Source organism: Marinobacterium arenosum, from assembly GCF_019795155.1.
GTDB lineage: Bacteria > Pseudomonadota > Gammaproteobacteria > Pseudomonadales > Balneatricaceae > Marinobacterium_C > Marinobacterium_C arenosum.
The window spans coordinates 46069-64924 of sequence record NZ_JAILYN010000018.1; the positions used below are offsets into that span (position 1 = coordinate 46069).

Annotated in this window: 14 protein-coding genes; 8 read left to right on the forward strand and 6 right to left on the reverse strand. The window is 60.2% G+C overall.

Going from position 1 to position 18856, the window contains the following annotated elements:
- Positions 1-8: 8 nt before the first annotated feature.
- The 3 genes from hutU to K6T12_RS10200 all read left to right on the forward strand — a co-directional run bounded on the left by hutU (position 9) and on the right by K6T12_RS10200 (position 4738).
- Entirely contained in the window at positions 9-1682 is a 1674-nt protein-coding gene (gene hutU / locus K6T12_RS10190; RefSeq protein ID WP_222222080.1) for a urocanate hydratase, read from the forward strand.
- Between the two features lie 92 nt (positions 1683-1774).
- Positions 1775-3307: a histidine ammonia-lyase gene (gene hutH, locus K6T12_RS10195; RefSeq protein ID WP_222222082.1), complete on the forward strand. Its 1533-nt coding sequence runs from the start codon at positions 1775-1777 to the stop codon at positions 3305-3307.
- A gap of 324 nt (positions 3308-3631) precedes the next feature.
- Positions 3632-4738, forward strand: coding sequence for a branched-chain amino acid ABC transporter substrate-binding protein (locus K6T12_RS10200; protein ID WP_222222084.1), 1107 nt, complete (start codon positions 3632-3634; stop codon positions 4736-4738).
- A 192-nt stretch (positions 4739-4930) separates the two neighbouring features.
- On the opposite strand, the gene K6T12_RS10205 is transcribed toward K6T12_RS10200, so the two are convergent.
- Entirely contained in the window at positions 4931-7201 is a 2271-nt protein-coding gene (locus K6T12_RS10205) for a hypothetical protein (RefSeq protein WP_222222086.1), read from the reverse strand.
- Positions 7202-7459: 258 nt separating this feature from the next.
- Positions 7460-7699 (reverse strand): YkgJ family cysteine cluster protein, encoded by a 240-nt coding sequence (locus tag K6T12_RS10210; RefSeq protein WP_222222088.1) that lies wholly within the window; start codon positions 7697-7699, stop codon positions 7460-7462.
- 155 nt (positions 7700-7854) lie between these two features.
- On the opposite strand from K6T12_RS10210, the gene K6T12_RS10215 reads away from it, so the two are divergent.
- The gene (locus K6T12_RS10215) at positions 7855-8958 is read left to right on the forward strand and encodes an META domain-containing protein (protein ID WP_222222090.1); all 1104 of its coding nucleotides are present in this window, start codon (positions 7855-7857) and stop codon (positions 8956-8958) included.
- A 16-nt stretch (positions 8959-8974) separates the two neighbouring features.
- On the opposite strand, the gene K6T12_RS10220 is transcribed toward K6T12_RS10215, so the two are convergent.
- From K6T12_RS10220 to K6T12_RS10235, 4 genes are all read right to left on the reverse strand, one after another.
- The gene (locus K6T12_RS10220) at positions 8975-11002 is read right to left on the reverse strand and encodes a methyl-accepting chemotaxis protein (RefSeq protein ID WP_222222091.1); all 2028 of its coding nucleotides are present in this window, start codon (positions 11000-11002) and stop codon (positions 8975-8977) included.
- Positions 11003-12102: 1100 nt separating this feature from the next.
- Entirely contained in the window at positions 12103-12579 is a 477-nt protein-coding gene (locus K6T12_RS10225; protein WP_222222094.1) for an Lrp/AsnC family transcriptional regulator, read from the reverse strand.
- Positions 12580-12986: 407 nt separating this feature from the next.
- Positions 12987-14234, reverse strand: coding sequence for a cysteine desulfurase-like protein (locus K6T12_RS10230; RefSeq protein WP_222222096.1), 1248 nt, complete (start codon positions 14232-14234; stop codon positions 12987-12989).
- Between the two features lie 17 nt (positions 14235-14251).
- Positions 14252-14881 carry a 2OG-Fe dioxygenase family protein gene (locus K6T12_RS10235; RefSeq protein ID WP_222222098.1) on the reverse strand — a complete coding sequence of 210 codons (630 nt, stop codon included), beginning with the start codon at positions 14879-14881 and terminating at the stop codon, positions 14252-14254.
- Positions 14882-15333: 452 nt separating this feature from the next.
- On the opposite strand from K6T12_RS10235, the gene K6T12_RS10240 reads away from it, so the two are divergent.
- The 4 genes from K6T12_RS10240 (at position 15334) to K6T12_RS10255 (ending at position 18720) form a co-directional block, all read left to right on the forward strand.
- Entirely contained in the window at positions 15334-15498 is a 165-nt protein-coding gene (locus K6T12_RS10240) for a hypothetical protein (protein WP_222222101.1), read from the forward strand.
- Between the two features lie 125 nt (positions 15499-15623).
- On the forward strand, positions 15624-16949 hold the full coding sequence (locus K6T12_RS10245) for a DUF945 family protein (protein ID WP_222222103.1): 1326 nt from the start codon (positions 15624-15626) through the stop codon (positions 16947-16949).
- Between the two features lie 204 nt (positions 16950-17153).
- Complete coding sequence (locus K6T12_RS10250) at positions 17154-17570, forward strand: VOC family protein (protein ID WP_222222105.1); 417 nt, start codon at positions 17154-17156, stop codon at positions 17568-17570.
- A 115-nt stretch (positions 17571-17685) separates the two neighbouring features.
- Positions 17686-18720 carry an LLM class flavin-dependent oxidoreductase gene (locus tag K6T12_RS10255; RefSeq protein WP_222222107.1) on the forward strand — a complete coding sequence of 345 codons (1035 nt, stop codon included), beginning with the start codon at positions 17686-17688 and terminating at the stop codon, positions 18718-18720.
- The last annotated feature ends 136 nt before the right edge of the window (positions 18721-18856 follow it).

An 18856-nucleotide genomic window follows, 5' to 3' on the forward strand; every position in this document is an offset into this window, starting at 1 on the left:
CAAAAATAATGACTGATTCCCGTCTCGATACCAGCCGTGTCATCAAAGCCCCGACCGGTGCTGAGAAAACCTGCAAGAGCTGGCTGACCGAAGCTGCAATGCGGATGCTGATGAACAACCTGCACCCGGATGTCGCCGAACGCCCGGAGGAGCTGGTGGTCTACGGCGGCATCGGCCGCGCCGCCCGCAACTGGGCGTGCTACGACAAGATCATCGAAGTGCTGCAGCGTCTCGAGGACGACGAATCCCTGCTGATCCAGTCCGGCAAGCCGGTCGGCGTGTTCAAGACCCACGCCGACGCGCCGCGGGTGCTGATCGCCAACTCCAACCTGGTACCGCACTGGGCCAACTGGGAGCACTTCAACGAGCTGGATAAGAAAGGCCTGATGATGTACGGCCAGATGACCGCCGGCTCCTGGGTCTACATCGGTTCCCAGGGTATCGTGCAGGGTACTTACGAAACCTTCGCCGCGATGGCCAAGCAGCACTTCAACGGCGGCGCCAACGGGCGCTGGATCCTGACCGGCGGTCTCGGCGGCATGGGCGGTGCGCAGCCGCTGGCGGCGACCATGGCGGGCTTCTCCTGCCTGGCGGTCGAGTGCGACGAGACCCGCATCGATTTCCGTCTGCGCACCCGCTACGTCGACAAGAAAGCCTACAGCCTGGACGAGGCGCTGGAGATTATCGAAACTGCCAAGGCCAACGGCGAAGCGGTCTCCGTCGGCCTGCTGGGCAACTGTGCCGACATCTTCCCGGAACTGGTCGAGCGCGGTATCACCCCGGATGTCTGCACCGACCAGACCAGCGCCCACGATCCGCTGAACGGCTACCTGCCGAAGGGCTGGACCATGGAATATGCCGCCGAGATGCGCCAGAAGGACGAAGCGGCGGTGGTCGATGCCGCCAAGGAATCGATGGCGCTGCAGGTGCGCGCGATGCTGGAGTTGCAGGCCCGTGGCGCCGCCACCACCGACTACGGCAACAACATCCGCCAGATGGCGTTCGAGAAGGGCGTCGAGAACGCCTTCGATTTCCCGGGCTTCGTGCCGGCCTACATCCGTCCGCTGTTCTGCGAGGGTGTTGGCCCGTTCCGCTGGGTGGCGCTGTCCGGCGACCCGGAGGATATCTACAAGACCGACCAGAAGGTGAAGGAGCTGATCCCGGACGATCCGCACCTGCACAACTGGCTGGATATGGCCCGCGAGCGGATCGCCTTCCAGGGGCTGCCGGCCCGTATCTGCTGGGTCGGCCTGAAAGATCGTGCCCGCCTGGCACTGGCGTTCAACGAGATGGTCAAAAATGGTGAACTGAAGGCGCCGGTGGTGATCGGTCGCGACCACCTGGACTCTGGCTCCGTGGCCAGCCCGAACCGCGAAACCGAGGCGATGCAGGATGGCTCCGACGCGGTATCCGATTGGCCGCTGCTGAACGCATTGCTGAACACTGCCGGTGGCGCGACCTGGGTATCGCTGCACCACGGTGGCGGTGTGGGCATGGGCTTCAGTCAGCATGCCGGCGTGGTGATCGTCGCCGACGGTAGCGATGCCGCCGCCCAGCGCCTGGGCCGGGTGCTGCGTAACGATCCGGGCACCGGCGTTATGCGTCACGCCGATGCCGGTTACGATATCGCCATCAACTGTGCCAAGGAGCAGGGGCTGGACCTGCCGATGCTGAAGGGCTGAGCCCGGCTGATATGCGGCGGGACCCGGTATCAGACCGGCTCTCGCCGCCGACTGTTTCCGATTAAGTTGCGATAAGTTCAGGAAATCTATTGATGAAAAAAATCACCATTCGTCCGGGCTCGATGACACTGGCGGAACTGCGTCTGCTCAACAATGAGTCGGTCGAGCTGGCGCTGGATCCGGCCAGCCACCAGGCGATCCATGCCAGCAGCGCGGCGGTCGCGCGTGTGATCGAGCAGCAGCGGGTCGTCTACGGCATCAACACCGGCTTCGGCCTGCTGGCCAACACCCGTATCGCGCCGGAAGACCTGGAGCTGCTGCAGCGCAGTATCGTGCTGTCCCATGCCGCCGGTATCGGTCAGCTGATGGATGAGTCGACCGTGCGGCTGATGATGGTGTTGAAGATCAACTCACTGGCGCGCGGCTTCTCCGGTATCCGGCTGGAGGTGATCGAAGCACTGATCACGCTGCTCAACGCCGAGGTTTACCCCTGCGTGCCGCAGAAAGGTTCGGTCGGCGCGTCCGGCGACCTGGCGCCGCTGGCGCATATGAGCACCGTGCTGCTGGGTGAGGGCGAGGTGCTGTACAAGGGCGACCGCCTGTCCGGTGCCGAAGGCCTGAAGATCGCCGGTCTGGAGCCGATCACCCTGGCGCCGAAAGAGGGGCTGGCGCTGCTGAACGGTACCCAGGCATCGACCGCCTTCGCTCTGCAGGGGCTGTTCGCCGCCGAAGACCTGTATGCCGCCGCAACCGTGGCCGGCGCTACCTCGGTGGAAGCGGCGCTGGGCAGCCGTCGGCCGTTCGACGCCCGCCTGCATGCCGCACGCGGCCAGCAGGGCCAGATCGATGCGGCGAACGCCTACCGCCACCTGCTGGGCGAGCAGTCCGAGATCGGCAACTCCCACGCCCAGTGCGAAAAGGTGCAGGACCCGTACTCGCTGCGCTGCCAGCCGCAGGTGATGGGTGCCTGCCTGTGGCAGATCCGCCAGGCGGCCGAAGTGCTGCTGGTGGAGGCCAATGCGGTGTCCGATAACCCGCTGGTGTTTGCCGACGAGGACGATTTCATCTCCGGCGGTAACTTCCACGCCGAGCCGGTGGCGATGGCGGCCGACAACCTGGCACTGGCGATCGCCGAGATCGGTGCGCTGTCCGAGCGTCGCATGGCGCTGTTGATCGACTCCAACCTCAGCAAGCTGCCACCGTTCCTGGTCAACAATGGTGGTGTCAACTCCGGCTTCATGATCGCCCAGGTGACCTCTGCGGCGTTGGCGTCGGAGAATAAAACCCTGGCTCACCCGGCCTCGGTGGACAGCATGCCGACCTCCGCCAACCAGGAGGACCATGTGTCGATGGCGACCTTTGCCGGCCGCCGGCTGATCGAAATGGCTGACAATACCGCCGGCATCCTGGCCGTGGAATACCTGGCTGCCTGCCAGGGGCTGGATTTCCGCGCGCCGTTGAAGGCCAGCGAGCTGGTCGAAGCCGCCAAGACCGAGCTGCGTGAGCGGGTGCCGTTCTACGACAAGGACCGCTACTTCGCACCGGATATCGAAAATGCCAAGGCGCTGATCCAGGGTGCTACGCTGAACCGCTATATGCCGGAGCAGCTGCTGCCGAGCGTGTAAGGTTTCAATCGCTAAAAACAGGCTCTAAACCACTGCCGCGGACCGTCCCATGTCGACCGCGGCAGCTACTCTCACTTCAGCCCGCCCGGCTTTGCCGGAGCGGGTTTTTTTAAATATTTCAGGCACTTTGCCGGGTTGCTGTTATTTGTTGATCCATGCCAGGACAAATTCGATCAATTGCCTGTCAGGCGCTACCGTGCCCGGGCAACTCGTGATAGGTTTGCTCTAGGTTTACTGAGAACCTTTGAGGGGTGGCGATTGGTCGGATCCCAAACGCCACCAACTCTGTTAGAGCGAATAACAAAAATAATCAGGGAGTCTCTGATGTCACTACTGAAAAAATCAATCTCCACCCTTGCTCTCTCCGTTGCCGTGGCAATGTCCGCTCACGCGGCTGACACGCTGAAGATCGGTATCGCCGGTCCGAAAACTGGCCCCGTGGCCCAGTACGGCGACATGCAGTTCAACGGTACCCACGCGGCAATCGAACTGATCAACAAGGCCGGCGGTATTAACGGCATGATGCTGGAAGCGGTCGAATACGACGACGCCTGCGATCCGAAACAGGCGGTGGCGGTAGCCAACAAGATCGTTTCCGACGGCGTGCAGTATGTTGTCGGCCACCTGTGCTCCAGCTCCACCCAGCCGGCGACCGATGTCTATGAAGAGGAAGGTGTGCTGGCGGTAACCTGCTCCACCAACCCGAGCATCACCGAACGTGGCTACCAGATGGTGTTCCGCACCATCGGCCTGGACTCCGACCAGGGCCCGACCGCAGCGCGCTATGTCGCGGCCAACATCAAGCCGCAGCGTGTCGCTGTGATCCACGACAAGCAGCAGTATGGCGAAGGCATCGCGATGTCTGTCCGTAAGACGCTGATGGATTCCGGTATCGAGGTGGTGATGACCGAGGGTGTCACTGCCGGCGACAAGGACTTCTCGTCGCTGATCACCAAAATGAAAAAAGAAGGCGTCGACTTCGTTTACTTCGGCGGTTACCACCCGGAACTGGGCCTGATCATGCGTCAGAGCCACGCGGTTGGCTTCAATCCGCAGTTCATGGGTCCGGAAGCGGTGGGTAACAAAGAGGTTGCCAACATCGCCGGTGAAGCCGCTGAAGGCCTGCTGGTGACCCTGCCGGCGCGCTATGACCTGCTGCCGAAGAACAAAGACGTGGTCGAGCTGATGAAGTCCAAAGGACAGGATCCGACAGGTCCGTTCGTCTGGACCAGCGTTGCAGCGGTACAGGCGATGGTTGATGTGATCGGTAAGGTTGGCGCGGACGACCCGGCCAAGGTAGCCGACGAACTGCGTGGCAACACCATCGATACTGCGATGGGCCCGCTGACCTGGGACCAGAAGGGCGACCTGATCGGCTTCGAGTTCGGTATCTTCAAGTGGCACGCAGACGGTACGGGTACCCCGCTGTAAGCCAAATGTTGTTTTAAGGACGCTCCCGCACGGGATTCGTCCGCAGTGATAAGAACCCAGCTTGGCAGCTGGGTTCTTTTATTTTGGCGCTGGGCGCGTGCCTTGGCAGTAGGTGTCCGTATAATTTGCTTGGCGGTTAATGCGCCAAGCCTGGTGTTACCGGAGAACAACCTATTCAGATTTTTATAGGTTCTACTGGCATGATGAGTTTGAATCCCCCGGTATCTGAATTTCATCAGAGTCGCTAAGAAAAACAGTTCCATCCTGGAAACTGCCGGTAATGAACAGTTCGTTACCGGTGAACAGCATTCCCACGTCCCGTAATTCCGATGTTTTGAAGTGGGCGACCAGATCCTTGATACCATCTTGTGGATCGCTGACATCCTTGTTGGTGGAAATCCGTACCGGTTCCACCTCCGAAGAAGATGAATCTGTCAGCCTGATGGTCGCAGCCTCGATCTCCGTAAGATCGACCCCTGGCCGGCCCAGCACGGCAATCGCGACCCTGCCTTTATTGTCTTTATTTATACAATTCGGATCGCTGCCAGGTTTCACATCGATATCCAAAGGTGCCCCTTCGGTGACCTCGACGGAGCAGTCGGCGGTCAGCGCGGTTCCCATCACGCCCACGGTGACCAGCCTTGGGCCGGTCGGCGCTGTGTAAGGTATGAAGAAGCCGACGTTGGCGTTGCCCTGATCATCTATCTGCCCCATTGCCACGAAGTCGTCGCCGATAAAGACCTTGGCGGTCTCGCCGGGTATCAGGCCGCTGGCTTCTACCGATGCGGCGCCGCCTTGTGGTACTTCAGCCGAGTCGACACCGCACACTGGAAAATCAGGATGGATCAGGAACAGAGGGACAGCGCCAAACAGCGAAGTGTTTGGCAGACGATCCAGCTCCATGTCTGAGGTTACGCCCAACTGTTCGGCGATCGCCTGCATTCGTGCTTCGGACGTTATTGCTCCTCTCACCGAATTGGGCATCAGAATCGACACCACATCATATCGGTCTTCACCGGTTTCGGCGTCCCGGATCGTCCCGACCTGGGCACTGATGCCGCTATCGCTTATCTCCGCGAAGCTGCCTGACTGGAATCTCCAGACCGTTGGCGTCACGATTCGAAAACCATTCACCAGCTGGCTGTCAGCTGTTGATTCGCTCAGAGATTCGTCCGTTATGGCGGGTGGGGGAATGAAGGTTACCACCACTCGGGTGACCAGCTCGGCCCCCTGAAAGCTGGTATTAAATCCCAGCGAGGAGGGCATACCGCCGGTCGCCGGGTTATTGTCCAGATCTAGAAAAACCAGGTACTGATTTTCCACTTCTATCGGAATGGTGCCAAAGAGGACATGGTTCAGCGCGGTCGATTGCAGCGTATCGTTCACCAGCATGCCGACCGAGTTAATATCAACTTCTCGGTTGGTGACATCATGCAAGGGGTCTACACGGTGGTCACTGAAGGCTTGACCCGGGATCAGAATATTCGGCGGGTCGGTATGGCTACCCGGCATTTTTTCCGCCACGATCCGGGCTCTGTCCCGTTGCAGGTCGGTGATCACATTGGTGCCCTTATTAGTGTTGGTTGCCATCAGTGAAAATGGCTCGGCGTCAACGTCTTCGTCCGTATCACAGCCCCCTGACGCACCGTAGCCATCAAATAGCTCATCTTCGTCATCGTCCAGGCCGTTGCCATGCTCGAGGAACAGGGCATGACCGAGTTCGTGAGCCATCAGTATTCCGGATGCCCGCTCGTCCGCCGTCAGTAGCGCATTGTCTTTGACAAATACATAGCCGGCATCGTCATCCACGCTGATGATCAGGGACGGATCTTTACAGATGTCCTCCGCAGCTGCGCTTGCCGAGTAGTAGAAGCCGCCTTTGCCGCCAAGGAAGCCCTCGTTGCCGGCGCTGTCGACAAAACGACGGATATTGATGGCCAAGGGGCCGGAGAAGTTAACCGGATCTTTACCTTCCAGTTGTCGTTGCGCATTGATATCGACCTCCATCGCATCCCAGGCTTCGCGGCACTTGGCCAGGGTTTCCTCCTGTTCGGTGGTGTTCAGTTCGATGTCCCCCTCCTGTGAGCCAGCGGATATGTTCACATCGTCGATAATGGGGAAATTGATGCCACCGATGATCTCGATCTGATCGGTCGTCAGGTCTTTGACTGCGAAACCACTGCGAAATGTTATGTTGGCGCCCGGTATCCAGAAATTGTCACTGGGACGTTCGTGGCGTCGCCATAGCACGTCATTGGTGCTTGATTCTCCAACGCCGCCGGGATCGGTAACGGCCGGGCTGCCTTGCACCGCGCACCAGCGAAGTGGCACGCCACGCAGGCCTGTAGCGGCGTCGCCTGCGGTGAGATTTGTGGGCCAAGATGCCAAGCAAAACGATAACAGGGTTGTTGCGGAAAATAGGGCGATCGAGGTTCGCTCCATTTCGGTTTTACGTATGTCCATGTGAGTCTCTCCAAGCGTTGCCAGACAGTCGTAATTGATCGGGCTGGTCTGGAGGGCGGCAGCTCAATGTGCTGGCGCTTTGTCCTGTCAATTCAAGGAGCGTGCCAGCAAGCCGGAAAGTTCACGGAATCAGCGGGTTAGTTCATGGACGCTAAAACAGAGCGGGAGATATCTGTTAGCAAGGATTAACAATGCAGAAGGTGGCCTGGCCTTTAGCGGCCCGCTTTTGGCCCAGTCGGTGAGGCTTGTCTGAAAGGACTATGCTGGCAGCGTATCCTGCTCCAGCAGCGCCAGGATCTGCAGTGCCTGGTCGCGGCTGTCGCCGCAGATGGCGATCTCCGCCTGAAAGTCGGCGCAGGCTTGCGGCCGTTCCGGCTGGCCGAACAGCGCGCACAGGTTGTCCGGGCTCAGGTGGCGGCAGCGCTCACCGGCCGGTTTGTTCAGGCTGCTGATACTGGGCGCGATGCAGCAGGCGCCGCAGCCGGTTCGACATTGCATAGTCAGGCTCGAGGGTATTCGACAGGGGGCCGCGCGACCGGATAGCCAATCGCCGCGTAGCGCGCACCCTAGCATCTTTGCCGGAAAATTGCCCGATAAGCTTCCATTCTTGCATTAGACTTAATCAGCAGACTGGGGATCAGGAGGGGACGGAGATGATCGCTGACACTGTCTTTTCACGAAGCTTGCCATCGCTGCTGTTCGCTATGGTGGCCATGCTGCTGCTGGCCGGTTGCGGTCAGCAGCAGACGCAATCGCAGTATTCACAGGAGCGGCCCAAACTGGCCGAGCCGACCACATTCTCGGGTTATCTGTCCTGTCCCGGCTGTGAGCAGACGCGGTTGGACCTGACCCTTTATCCGGAAGGTTACTTCCGTCTGCGCCAGCATAAGGGGGGCGAGAGCGATTACCACACCGGTCGCTGGGCCTGGGCCGGCAGCGACCAGAGCCAGTTGCAGTTGCTCGCCCGTGCCGATCAGCGCTGGTTCTTCCAGGCGATCAATGCCGGTCAGCTGCAACTGGTCGATCCGGATGCCGAGCCGCAAGCCTTCCCGCAGGTGCTGACTCGCCAGCCGGATCTGGATGTCATCGTCGGGCCGATGCCGCTACAGGGACTCTACCGCCAGAATGGCGATGCCCTGGTTTTCACCGAATGTAACAGTGGCCGGCCGTTCCCGGTGTTGCCGCAGGGGCAACAGCAGCGGTTGGCGGAAGCTTATAGCCAGCACCTGGCGGCAGGTCAGCCGGCGCTGGTTGCGCTGCATGGACGCTTTGAGAGCCGGTCGGTAACACCCGGTAAGCCGGTACAGGAGTATCTGGTGGTCGAGCGGTTCGATCGGCTGCTGGCCGGCGCCGACTGCCGGGCCAGCCTGGCGTGGATGCTGGTGGATACCTACTGGCAGCCGTTGGAGATCGGCGGCCAGCCGGTGCGTCAGCCGGCCGGTAAGCGTCCGGCGCACCTGCTGCTATCGCCGCAGGATAACCGGGTCTATGGTTTCTCCGGCTGTAACCAGATGGCCGGCCATTATCAGCTGGACGCCGGGCGGCTGAAATTCCGTACCCTGGCGACCACCCGGATGGTCTGCATGTCATCCGACGCCGGTAGCCTGGAGCCGGCCTTCCTGCGCGCGCTGGAGGCCACTGTCGGGTATCGGATCGAGGGCGACCGGCTGCAGCTGAAGGACAGCAGCGGCAAGGTTTTGATGGTGCTGGAGGCGCGGCCGCCGGCTGAGCATTTCACCGGCGCGCCACGCAGTTAGTGGCTACCTGCCGAGCTTAGGCAACCCTGAAGCGGGCCACCTGCTGGTGCAGCGAGATGGCCTGCTCTGACATCAGACGGCTGGCGGCGGCGTTGCTTTCCGCTTCACCGGCGGTGTGTTGAGCGCTCTGGGCCAGTGTCTGGCTGCTGTGGCCGATCTGGGTTACCGCCGCACTTTGCTCCTCGGTGGCACCGGCAATACTCTCCATCCTCGCCCGCACCTGATCGGCTGCCGCCAGGATCTGCTCCAGCACGGTATCGGCGCTGGCAGCCTGCTCGACGCTGCTGTGTACCTGCTCGACACCGTGTTCCATCTGGCCCACCGCGGCCAGTGCATTGTTCTGCAGTTTGGCCACCACCTGCTGAATCTCGCTGGTGGACTGCTGGGTGCGCAGTGCCAGGGTGCGCACCTCGTCGGCTACCACCGCGAAACCACGGCCGTGTTCGCCGGCGCGGGCGGCTTCGATGGCCGCGTTGAGTGCCAGCAGGTTGGTCTGCTCGGCGATGGCGTTGATCACCTCCACCACCTTGCCGATCTCGCCGCTGTCGGACTGCAGCTGCTCAATCGATTGGCTGGCCCGGCTGAACTCCTGCTGCAGCTGGCCGATGGTGGCGACCACCTGCTGCGCGGTGATCTTGCCCTGACCGGAAAGCTGGGCGGTGACCGCCGCCTCTTCCGCCACCGCCTGGGCCTGCTCGGCGACATAGTGCACCGACTCGGCAACCTGGTTGATCGAGGCCGATACCTGTACGGTCTCGTCGCTGCTCAGCCGGGCGGTATCCATCATGCCGGTACTGGATTGGGCGATCTGGCCGCTGGCGACCGAGATCTCGTCGCCGGAACGGCGTACCTGGCTGATCACGCCGCTGAACGCCTCCAGCATCCGGTTCAGACTGAATTGCAGTTGGTCCAGTTCGTTACGGCTCTGCTCGTTGCAACGGTCTGCAAAGCGTAGGCTCAGGTCGCCGGCTCCGATCTGTGCCAGGGTTCGGCAGATCCGCCGAATTGGCCGCAGCGAGCGGCTCAGGAACAAGCCGATCAGCGTCACCAGCAGCAATGTTGCGGCGATGGACAGGCCAACCAGCAGCCATTGCAGTTGATCTACCGCGGCGGTGAATTCGTCGGCGAAACTGATGGCGAACAGTGCCCAGTTACCCTGGCCGGTGCGCTGGAAGGTAAGGCGGGCGTCGCGGCGGCTCAGCGGATCGATGAAATCGGCACTGCCCTGGGATTGCTCAAGCAGCTGGCGAATGACCGGCAGGTTTCCGTACACCTGGTCGATCACTTTATCCTGGGAGTGCGGGTGGGCGATCAGGTTGCCATGTTGCGGGCCTTCACCGGTATCGACCAGCGCAACATAGCCACTGCTGCCCATCCGGATACTCAGCAGGTTTTCGCGCAGCGATTTCATCACCTTGGAGATCGGCAGGCCGACGTAGTAGATCGCCACCACCCGGCCGTTGCGATCCTTTACCGGGCTGTACTGGGTCATATAGCGGGTGCCGAACAGCTCGGCTTCGCCGCGGTAGCGTTCGCCGTTGATCAGCCTTTGATAGCCGGGATGCTGCTTGCCGAGCAGGGTGCCGATGGCGCGTTCGCCGCGTTCGTTTTTCAAGGAGGTGGTGATGCGCAGGAAGTCGTCGCCGTAGCGGATGAACAGCGTGGCATTGCCGCCGGTCATCCGGGCGAAGCGGTCCACCTCGCTGAAATTCAGATTGACCTGCTCACCGTCATGACGGACCAGTGGCGCGTCATAGCGACCGACCTGCACGGTTTCGGTTGCCGAGAACTCCAGCGGGGCGGGGTAGAGTTCCCGGAATACCGAACCCAGCAGCTGGGTATTGTCGATGATGGAGCTGTAGGCGGTATCCAGCTGCTGGGCCAGGGCATCCACCTCCTGCGCCTGGCTTTCTTCGACATGGTTCAGCATCAGCTGGCGGGCTTGCTGGCCGACGATGGTTATGAACAGCGCCATCACCAACGCGATCAGCAGCAGGGCGCCAACGCGTAGCTGTCGTGACAGTGACCATTCGCGAATTTTCATGATCGATTCCTATCGTATGTTTCTGTTATGAGCGTATCTGTCAGTGAATCTCGTGCAGGGAGATCGGTCGTTCGGTAATGCTATACGCAAATGATAATGATTGCTATATGCGTTTGGTGGCTATTAAGGCCTGTTGCCGATATGGATAGGCGGGTGGGAATACCAACTAGCCTGCTGTCCTTTCAGGGGCCGGTAAATGTTGGCCTGGCCGGCAATAAGTGGCGTTGCGCGGGTTGCGTGTCGCTGGTCGCTGTGACGATATTGCCGGATCCGTTGGCCTTGCCAGGCTAGGCGGGGGTCGCCGTTGGTGCCTGACCTCCCATCGCTGTCCATAGCTCCGGTCTGAGCGCTTATGTCAGCGAATTCTCAGTCCGGGTAATCGGTCGGTCGCGAATGTTACGGAAAGATGACGGGCATTGCTATTCGGGCGTGATAAAAAAATTTTTCTCAATTCCCATTAAGTCTATCTATCGGCTGCAGAGGATTTCGGCCGGGCCGCAATGGTTTTGACGAAGCGTCAGAAAGAGGTTGCGGGGACAACCCGTTGTTGTGGCTGGAATCGAGAGATGGTATCTACAAAACTTGGCTTCGTAGGGTTGGCTCCGGTGCAGCTGCAGCGCCTATGCCAGATGAGCCTGGGGCGACGCCCTACAGGGTCCATTCTCTTGTAGGGCCAAACGCTGGCGGGCGTTTCAACAACCGACTCATGACCGCTCGCCAGCGGTACCCAGGGGACATGCCAAGTGAGCTGCTGCGAAGCACGGAACCTGTAGCAGCGGGCTTGGCATGCCCCTTGGGTACTGACCGCGACAAGATGCGTATCCGCGGGTGTCGCCCTCGGAGCGGGCTGCTACGGCAGGCCCTGTAGGGTGCCACCCGGGCGCCAGCGCCGCAGGCGGTTGAAAACACCCGTTGGCGTTTGGCCGGCCAGGCCTACCCGGCCGGGTCCGGCCCTACATTGGCGTGGTGAAGAACCAGCAGGAGCTTCAGCCACAAGAAAAGGCCGTTGTGGCCGGAATCGAGAGATGGTACCTACGGGAGCATTATCGCTACGACGATCATCCATCGGTGGGTGGCATGGGATATTGAAAACAAACAAACTAGCCCAGCGGCAGCTCGGTGCTGTTTTTCACCTCGGTCATGGTGATATGGCTCTGTGCCTCCTGGATATGGGGCAGCTGCAGCAGCCGGCGGCGCAGGAACTGCTCGTAGCTTTCGATATCCTTGGTGACCACCCGGATGATGTAGTCCATGCCGCCGGACATGGTCCAGCACTCCATCACTTCCGGAAAGCCGACGATCGCCGCCTCGAATTCGTTCAGCATGTTCCAGCCGTGCGACGACAGCTTGATATTGACGAATACCACGATGCCGAGCCCCAGCTTCTGGCGGTCCAGTAGTGCCACCTTGCGGCGGATGTAGCCCGCCTGCTGCAGCCGGTTGATACGCCGCCAGCAGGGTGATTGTGACAGGCCGACCCGGTCGGCCAGTTCGGTGGCGGACAGGTTGGCGTCCTGTTGCAGCAGCTGCAGGATCTTGCGGTCGATATGGTCGAGGGTGTCGAGAGTATCTGTCATTTGATAAAGGTGAGAAAAAGTTATGCGCTAGTTTAGCTTAGCTTAGCAGAATTATGCTTTGTGAGTTGTGAGTTGTGAGTTGTGAGTTGTGAGTTGTGAGTTGTGAGTTGTGAGTTGGAGTGATGGTGGTGTCCTGAGGGGCTCGGAATGTAGCCCGCTGTTACGGGATCGTGCCCGGTCCGCTCAGGGTCAGCGTTGACAGGGGCTGCGGCAAGTTTATGAATGGCGTGGGTGATTGCCGCTAAAGCGCGAAGAGCAAAAAAAAACCGGCAACCCCGAGGGGCGCCGGCAACAAGTAAGACAGATTGGCTCATAACATCGACGGACTGCCTGCCTACGTCTTCGGATGGTGCCTGAATACGGCGACCTGCAGCCCGGACGTCGATACTACGAGAGCCTGATCAACTCTAGGCCAGAAGCTGATCAAGGATCCTGAAGAAGCGAAGGAGCTCTTCAGTAGTGTTGTAGTGCATGCAGCCAACGCGCACGACACCGCCCACTTCGGTTAAGCCCAGCTGCTCGTAGAGCCCCTGAGCGTAAAAATTGCCATCCCAGATGCAGACGTGCTGCTTGCCGAAGAACTCCGATACCGCCCGTGGCTCGATGCCGTCGATACGGAAGGCGAAGGTCGGCGTACGCTCGTGCAACCGGTCGGCCGCTGCGATACCGAACAGTTTGATGTTCGGGTATTGCTGCAACTTATCCAGGAACAGCGCGCTAAGTTGCTGTTCGTGCTCGGCGATCTTTTGATAGCCCGCCACCAGACGCTCGCGGCGGCCGTGGCTGCTGTCCAGGCCGGACAAGCCGGCAAGATAGTCAACCGCGGCGATGAAGCCGGCCAGCGCTTCGAAGCTCTGGGTGCCGGTTTCCCAACGGTTCGGGTCCACATCCTTGGCCGGTGCGACCTTGTACGGTTTCAGCTGAGCCAGCACCGCCTTGTTGCCGTACAGTACGCCCAGGTGCGGACCGAAATACTTGTAGGCCGAGCTGACCAGCAGGTCGCAGCCCATTGCCTGCACGTCGACCGCGTTGTGCGGCGTGTAGTGCACCGCGTCGACATAGGTCAGTGCGTCGCTGCTCGCCTTGACCAGCTCGATCACCCGCGCCATGTCGACGACGGAGCCGGTGGTATTGGAGGCGTAGGTAACCGCCACCAGTTTGGTGTTGCTGTTCAGCAGACCGGCCAGGTGGTCGTAATCCAGCGTGCAGTCGTCTTCATTGACCCGCACCTGGTGCACGGTGGCACCTTTCTCCTGTGCCGCCAGTACCCAGGGGGAGACGTTGGAGTAGTGGTCCAGCGCGGTGACGATGATCTCGTCACCCGGCTGCCAGTCACGGGAGATCGCCCGGCTCATGGTGAACGTCAGGGTGGTGGCGTTCGGACCGAATACGATCTCGTCACTGCTGGCGGCGTTGTACAGATCTGCAGCTGCCTGACGTGCCTGGGCCATCAGCTCGACGGTGCGATGGCTGGAGAAATAGGCACCGCCCAGGTTGGCGTTGTAGCGGCCGAGGTAGCCGACCATCGCCTCCAACACTTCCTGGCTCACCTGGGAGCCGCCCGGACCATCCAGGAACAGCGGCGTGGAGCCGTCCACCTGCTGCTGCAGGGCGGGGAAACGGGCGCGGATCTTGTCGAGATCGAAAACGGACATCTGCGGTTCTCCCAAACTCAGGCGGTCAGTACGAAGACGTCCATATGGGCGTCGGAGTCGTTGGCCGGTTCAATCGCATTGGCACTGTGCCAGAAACGGCGGTCGTTCAGCACTACGAACTCGCCCTTATCGAAGGCGTGGCTGACGAACGGTGACGATTCCTTATCGGTGTGTACCCGGATCTCGCCGCCGTTGACGTTCCGACGATCGATCACGAACACCGCCAGACGCTCGAAGCCGTCCTGATGAACGCCTTCCGGTGCCGCTTCGGTCTTCGCCTGGTTGCTGGCGATGATCCGCATCTGGTGCACCTCGATCGGGGTCTCGTCTTCGATACCCGCCATCTCTTTGAACTTGCGGAACATCTCAACGAAGGCTTCGCTGTTGATCACCTGATCTTCGATCTCCGGATAGACCCGCTCGACATTGCCCTGGAAGGTATTGATGTCGTCGCCCTGCACGAACGCCTTGGTCGGCAGCTGGGTCAGGGAGTCTCCGGTAAAGTTGAAATGGGAGTAGCGACGCAGGCGGAACGCCCCATCCAGGTAGGGACTCGGCGGCAGGCCGTCAAAGGACGGTGCCAGTGCGTTTACGCTCTGCTCGGTCAACTGACCCAGTTCCAACAGGAATTCTTTTTGGTGATTCATCGGGCTCTGCCTCCGTTTGTTGTTATCAGCTAAGGCGTTAAGACCACCGTTCTTCGGCGTGCACAGACCCTACGGTCGGTGCCTTTCGTTGAGGATATTCTAGCGAGGCGATGGCGGATAAATTTGCCTATCTATGCATGGTTTTACTGTTGTAATGCATAAATAAACTAATTTATTGCTTTGCGATGGTTTTGTTATGCTTTGTTTTTGGTTTGGTTAATTGCTGATCGGCGACGGGCTGCCAGCTGGCACCTTGTTAACAGGCTTCTATCGGGTGGCATGTCGGTGGCGAAACCCTGTACCTGCCACCACACTTAGCCAATAGACGGCCATCATCCTCCACCAGCGGCCGGTTGCCCTTGTTTCCGGTTGTCGGGGTAAGCGTCCGGCCAGAGGGATGGTGGTTGAACATCGACGCTGATCGCATTCGATTTCAGGAAACAGGGGGCATCATGGTTTATCTCGCTTGGATCATCGCTATCCTCGGTATGTGCTTCGAACTGGCCGGGCTGCTGGGCGCCGGCATGGGCTGGACCTGGGGTGGAATCCTGATGGTGCTGGCCGGCGGTATTCTCTGGGGGCTGGCCGGTTCCGCATCGTCGCGTGGTTCCGGTTAGCCGATCACCCGTAGCCAGGGGTTGCGGGCATGAAAAAAGGGTCGATAATGGATGGTCGTCGGGCCTGACTGTTGCCGGCTCCGGCGGCCAAACACCACAAGGATGAAAGCTTCAGGAGTTCAGGGATGAATAAATCCGTTCTGTCTATTGCCATCGTTGCCGCCGCTATCGCGGCTGGCGCCGGTTCCGTGAAATTCACTGCCGATCAGGTGGACAGCCAGTTGCTGGCGGGGGTCGAGGCATTCAACGCCAACCCCGCCTACCGGGATCAGGTCGAGTTGCAACTCGATCCGGCCCAGCAGGAACGCGGCTGGCTGGCATCCGACTACCGGTTGGCTTTGGTTTTGAAAAAGCCGGATGCCGACATCCAGGCCCTGCTGGGCGGTGACCGGATTCCCCTGCGTTTGAGTTCTGAGCACCGGCCGTTCAGTGCCACTCTGACTGCCACTTTGGCCGACAGTGCATTGTTGCAGCGGCTGACGGAGCTTCAGCAGACCCCAGGTCGAGTGCCGTTCAATAGCGTACTGAATGTTGATTTCAACCCACTTAGCCAGTCCGCCAGAATGGAACTGAATGTCGATTCCGATGCGTTCAGTTTTAGTGAAGAGGGGCAGTCGATGGAGATCGGCGCATTGTCTCTGCAGGGCGAGCTGGATGGCCAGGCAGTCACACTGGCGATGCAACTGGCTCCGGTGAAGGTAAAGGATAGCCAGGGTAACGGATTGGAACTGGCTGGTATGAAGTTGAACTATCAAGGACAGTTGCAAGCGGGCAGTACGCTGAGCGAAGGCAGCTATCAACAGTTCGATAGCGAACTGACCCTGATGCCGTTCAGTGTCCGTGATGGTGGCACCCGGGTCTCTCTGGAACGGTTCGGTATCGTCACCCGGCAGCGGCGCGAAGGTCAGAGGGTGCTATTGGATACCTCCTATCGTGCGGATGGCCCGCGACATTTTGATCCGGCGACCAAGCGGGAAACCCAGTTCAGCCAGGCTACACTGGGCCTGACCCTTGATCTCGACTCGGCAGGCTTCGACAACGCGATGGCGCGGCTGCAGGCGCTCAGTCGTCAAGCGGAATTGCAACCGCAGCAACTGGTCGATCTGTTGAATCCGATTACCAGCCAGGGTGTTCGATTGCGGCTCAATGAACTCAGCCTGGCCGGTGACAGCCCGATGCTGAATGCACAGGGAGAGCTGTCGCTTTCCAGCTTCAACGTCAACGAGCTGGAAGCCGGGCCCCGTACCTTGGCGGAAAAGGCGGCTGCGGAACTCAGTCTGAGTGCCGATCCAGTTGTCCTGTCCAGACTGGCCGGAGCTCGCTGGCAGCGCGATCTAAGCCGGCTGCAGGCCCAAGGGTTCGTCACGGTGGTCGACGAGAAGCTACACAGTAAGCTGGAATTCAAGGATCGGGCGCTGCTGGTCAATGGTCAAACATTGATGCGGTTCTAAGCGACAGCCGGTTGTATCTATGGCGGGCCGACCACTGGCGCGGCCCGCTGTTTTTCCTGCATGCCAAGTGACCATGTACCCTTTCGATTCCAGCCGCTTCTCGCCAGACAGTTCTTGCGATAGAAACTCCGGCGCCGGAAATAGTGGCCTCTGTGCACTACCCTTAAGCGGACTTCAGTCACAGAGAGGCCGGGAGGGCAGTGGATGATTCGACCGAAAAAACTCGATCACATTGTATTGCGCACCACCAAGGTGCAGGCGATGGTGGTGTTCTATGTCGAGGTGCTGGGCTGCACGCTGGAGCGGGAAACCGGCGAGGAAAAGGGGCTGGTTCAACTCCGGGCCGGTGAAAGCCTGATTGATATCGTGGCGGTGAACAGCGAACTGGGCCGCCAGGGTGGGCCGGCGCCGGCGCGCACCGGCAACAACCTGGACCACTTTTGCCTGCAGATCGAAGCGATGACCGAACGGGCGTTGCTCGATTATCTGAACCGGAAAAAGGTACCTTGCGGGCGCTTTGAAAAGCGTTACGGTGCCGAAGGCTTTGGTGCTTCGCTCTATATTGAGGATCCGGACGGCAACACCGTCGAACTGCGCTTTGCCAAGGGATTGCATCACTGATTGCGCCATCGCCGATTTCTTCGGATTCGTAGACACTGTTTTGCCTCAATCGTCGAGCGGGCCCGCGCTATACTGGCGGGCCGATTTGACAGCCCGAATCTGACAGAGGCAAGCGATGACCCTGAAACTTACCGTCGTTGACCAATCCCCGGTACAGCTGGGCACCGCCGGCCCCGCCGAAGCACCGGCCTTGAGTGCCCGGTTAGCGCAACAATGTGACCGGTTGGGCTATCACCGCTACTGGCTGGCCGAGCACCACAACAGCAACAGCTTTGCCGGCCCCTGTCCCGAGGTGCTGATCAGCCATATCGCCTCGATCACCGAGCGGATCCGGGTCGGCAGCGGCGGGGTGATGCTGCCGAACCATAACCCCTATAAGGTGGCCGAACAGTTCCGCATGCTGGCAACCCTTTTTGCCGGCCGTATCGACCTGGGCATCGGCCGGGCGCCGGGCGGAGATGGCCTGGCCAGTGCCGCGCTGGCCTATCCTTATCGGCCCAATCATGGCGAGTACTACTCCGAGCAGGCCGAGTTGCTTTGCCAGATGCTGCGCAATGAGTTGCCGGCCAGCCATCCGTTCCAGGGGCTTAGAGTGATGCCGGATGATGAGCCCCGACCGGAGTTGTGGATGTTGGGCACCAGTGGTGGCAGCGCGACCCTGGCCGGCCAGTTGGGGATGGCGATGTCGCTGGGCCTGTTCATCACCCCGGACAACCAGACGGTCGCCATCATGGAGGCGTACCAGCGGGCCTATCGCCAGGCCGGTTTCGAAGGCCTGCCGCGCACCATGGTGACGGTGTCCGCGCTCTGCGCCGAGTCCGACGAGCAGGCCCGCTTCCTGGCCGCCTCTCAGGCGCGCTGGAAGGTGATGGCCTTCCGCCACGGTATCCGCGAACCCTGGCTCAGTCCTGAGGCCGCCTGGGATCATCGCCAACGGATGGGGCCCTCAGACGCCGCCTACTTCGATGCCCTGATCGACTCGGTGGTATGGGGCTCACCGGAAAGCTGCGAACGACAGCTGCATCAATTGGCCGATTACTGGCAGACAGACGAGATCGGCCTGGTCACCGTGACCCACGATTTCGACTCGCGTCGGACCAGTTATCGGCTGCTGGCGGAGCGGTTGCTGGGGGCTCCGCAGCAGGACTGATGGAATAACCGGCACCGCACTGTTTTTGATAGCCGGCCAACCTGGCTTGCCACCGTGCTGTTGAGTTGCTGTCAACTTATAACGGTCAACTTAAAAAAAACGGTCAACTCAAAAAAACGGTCAAATCAAAAACCAA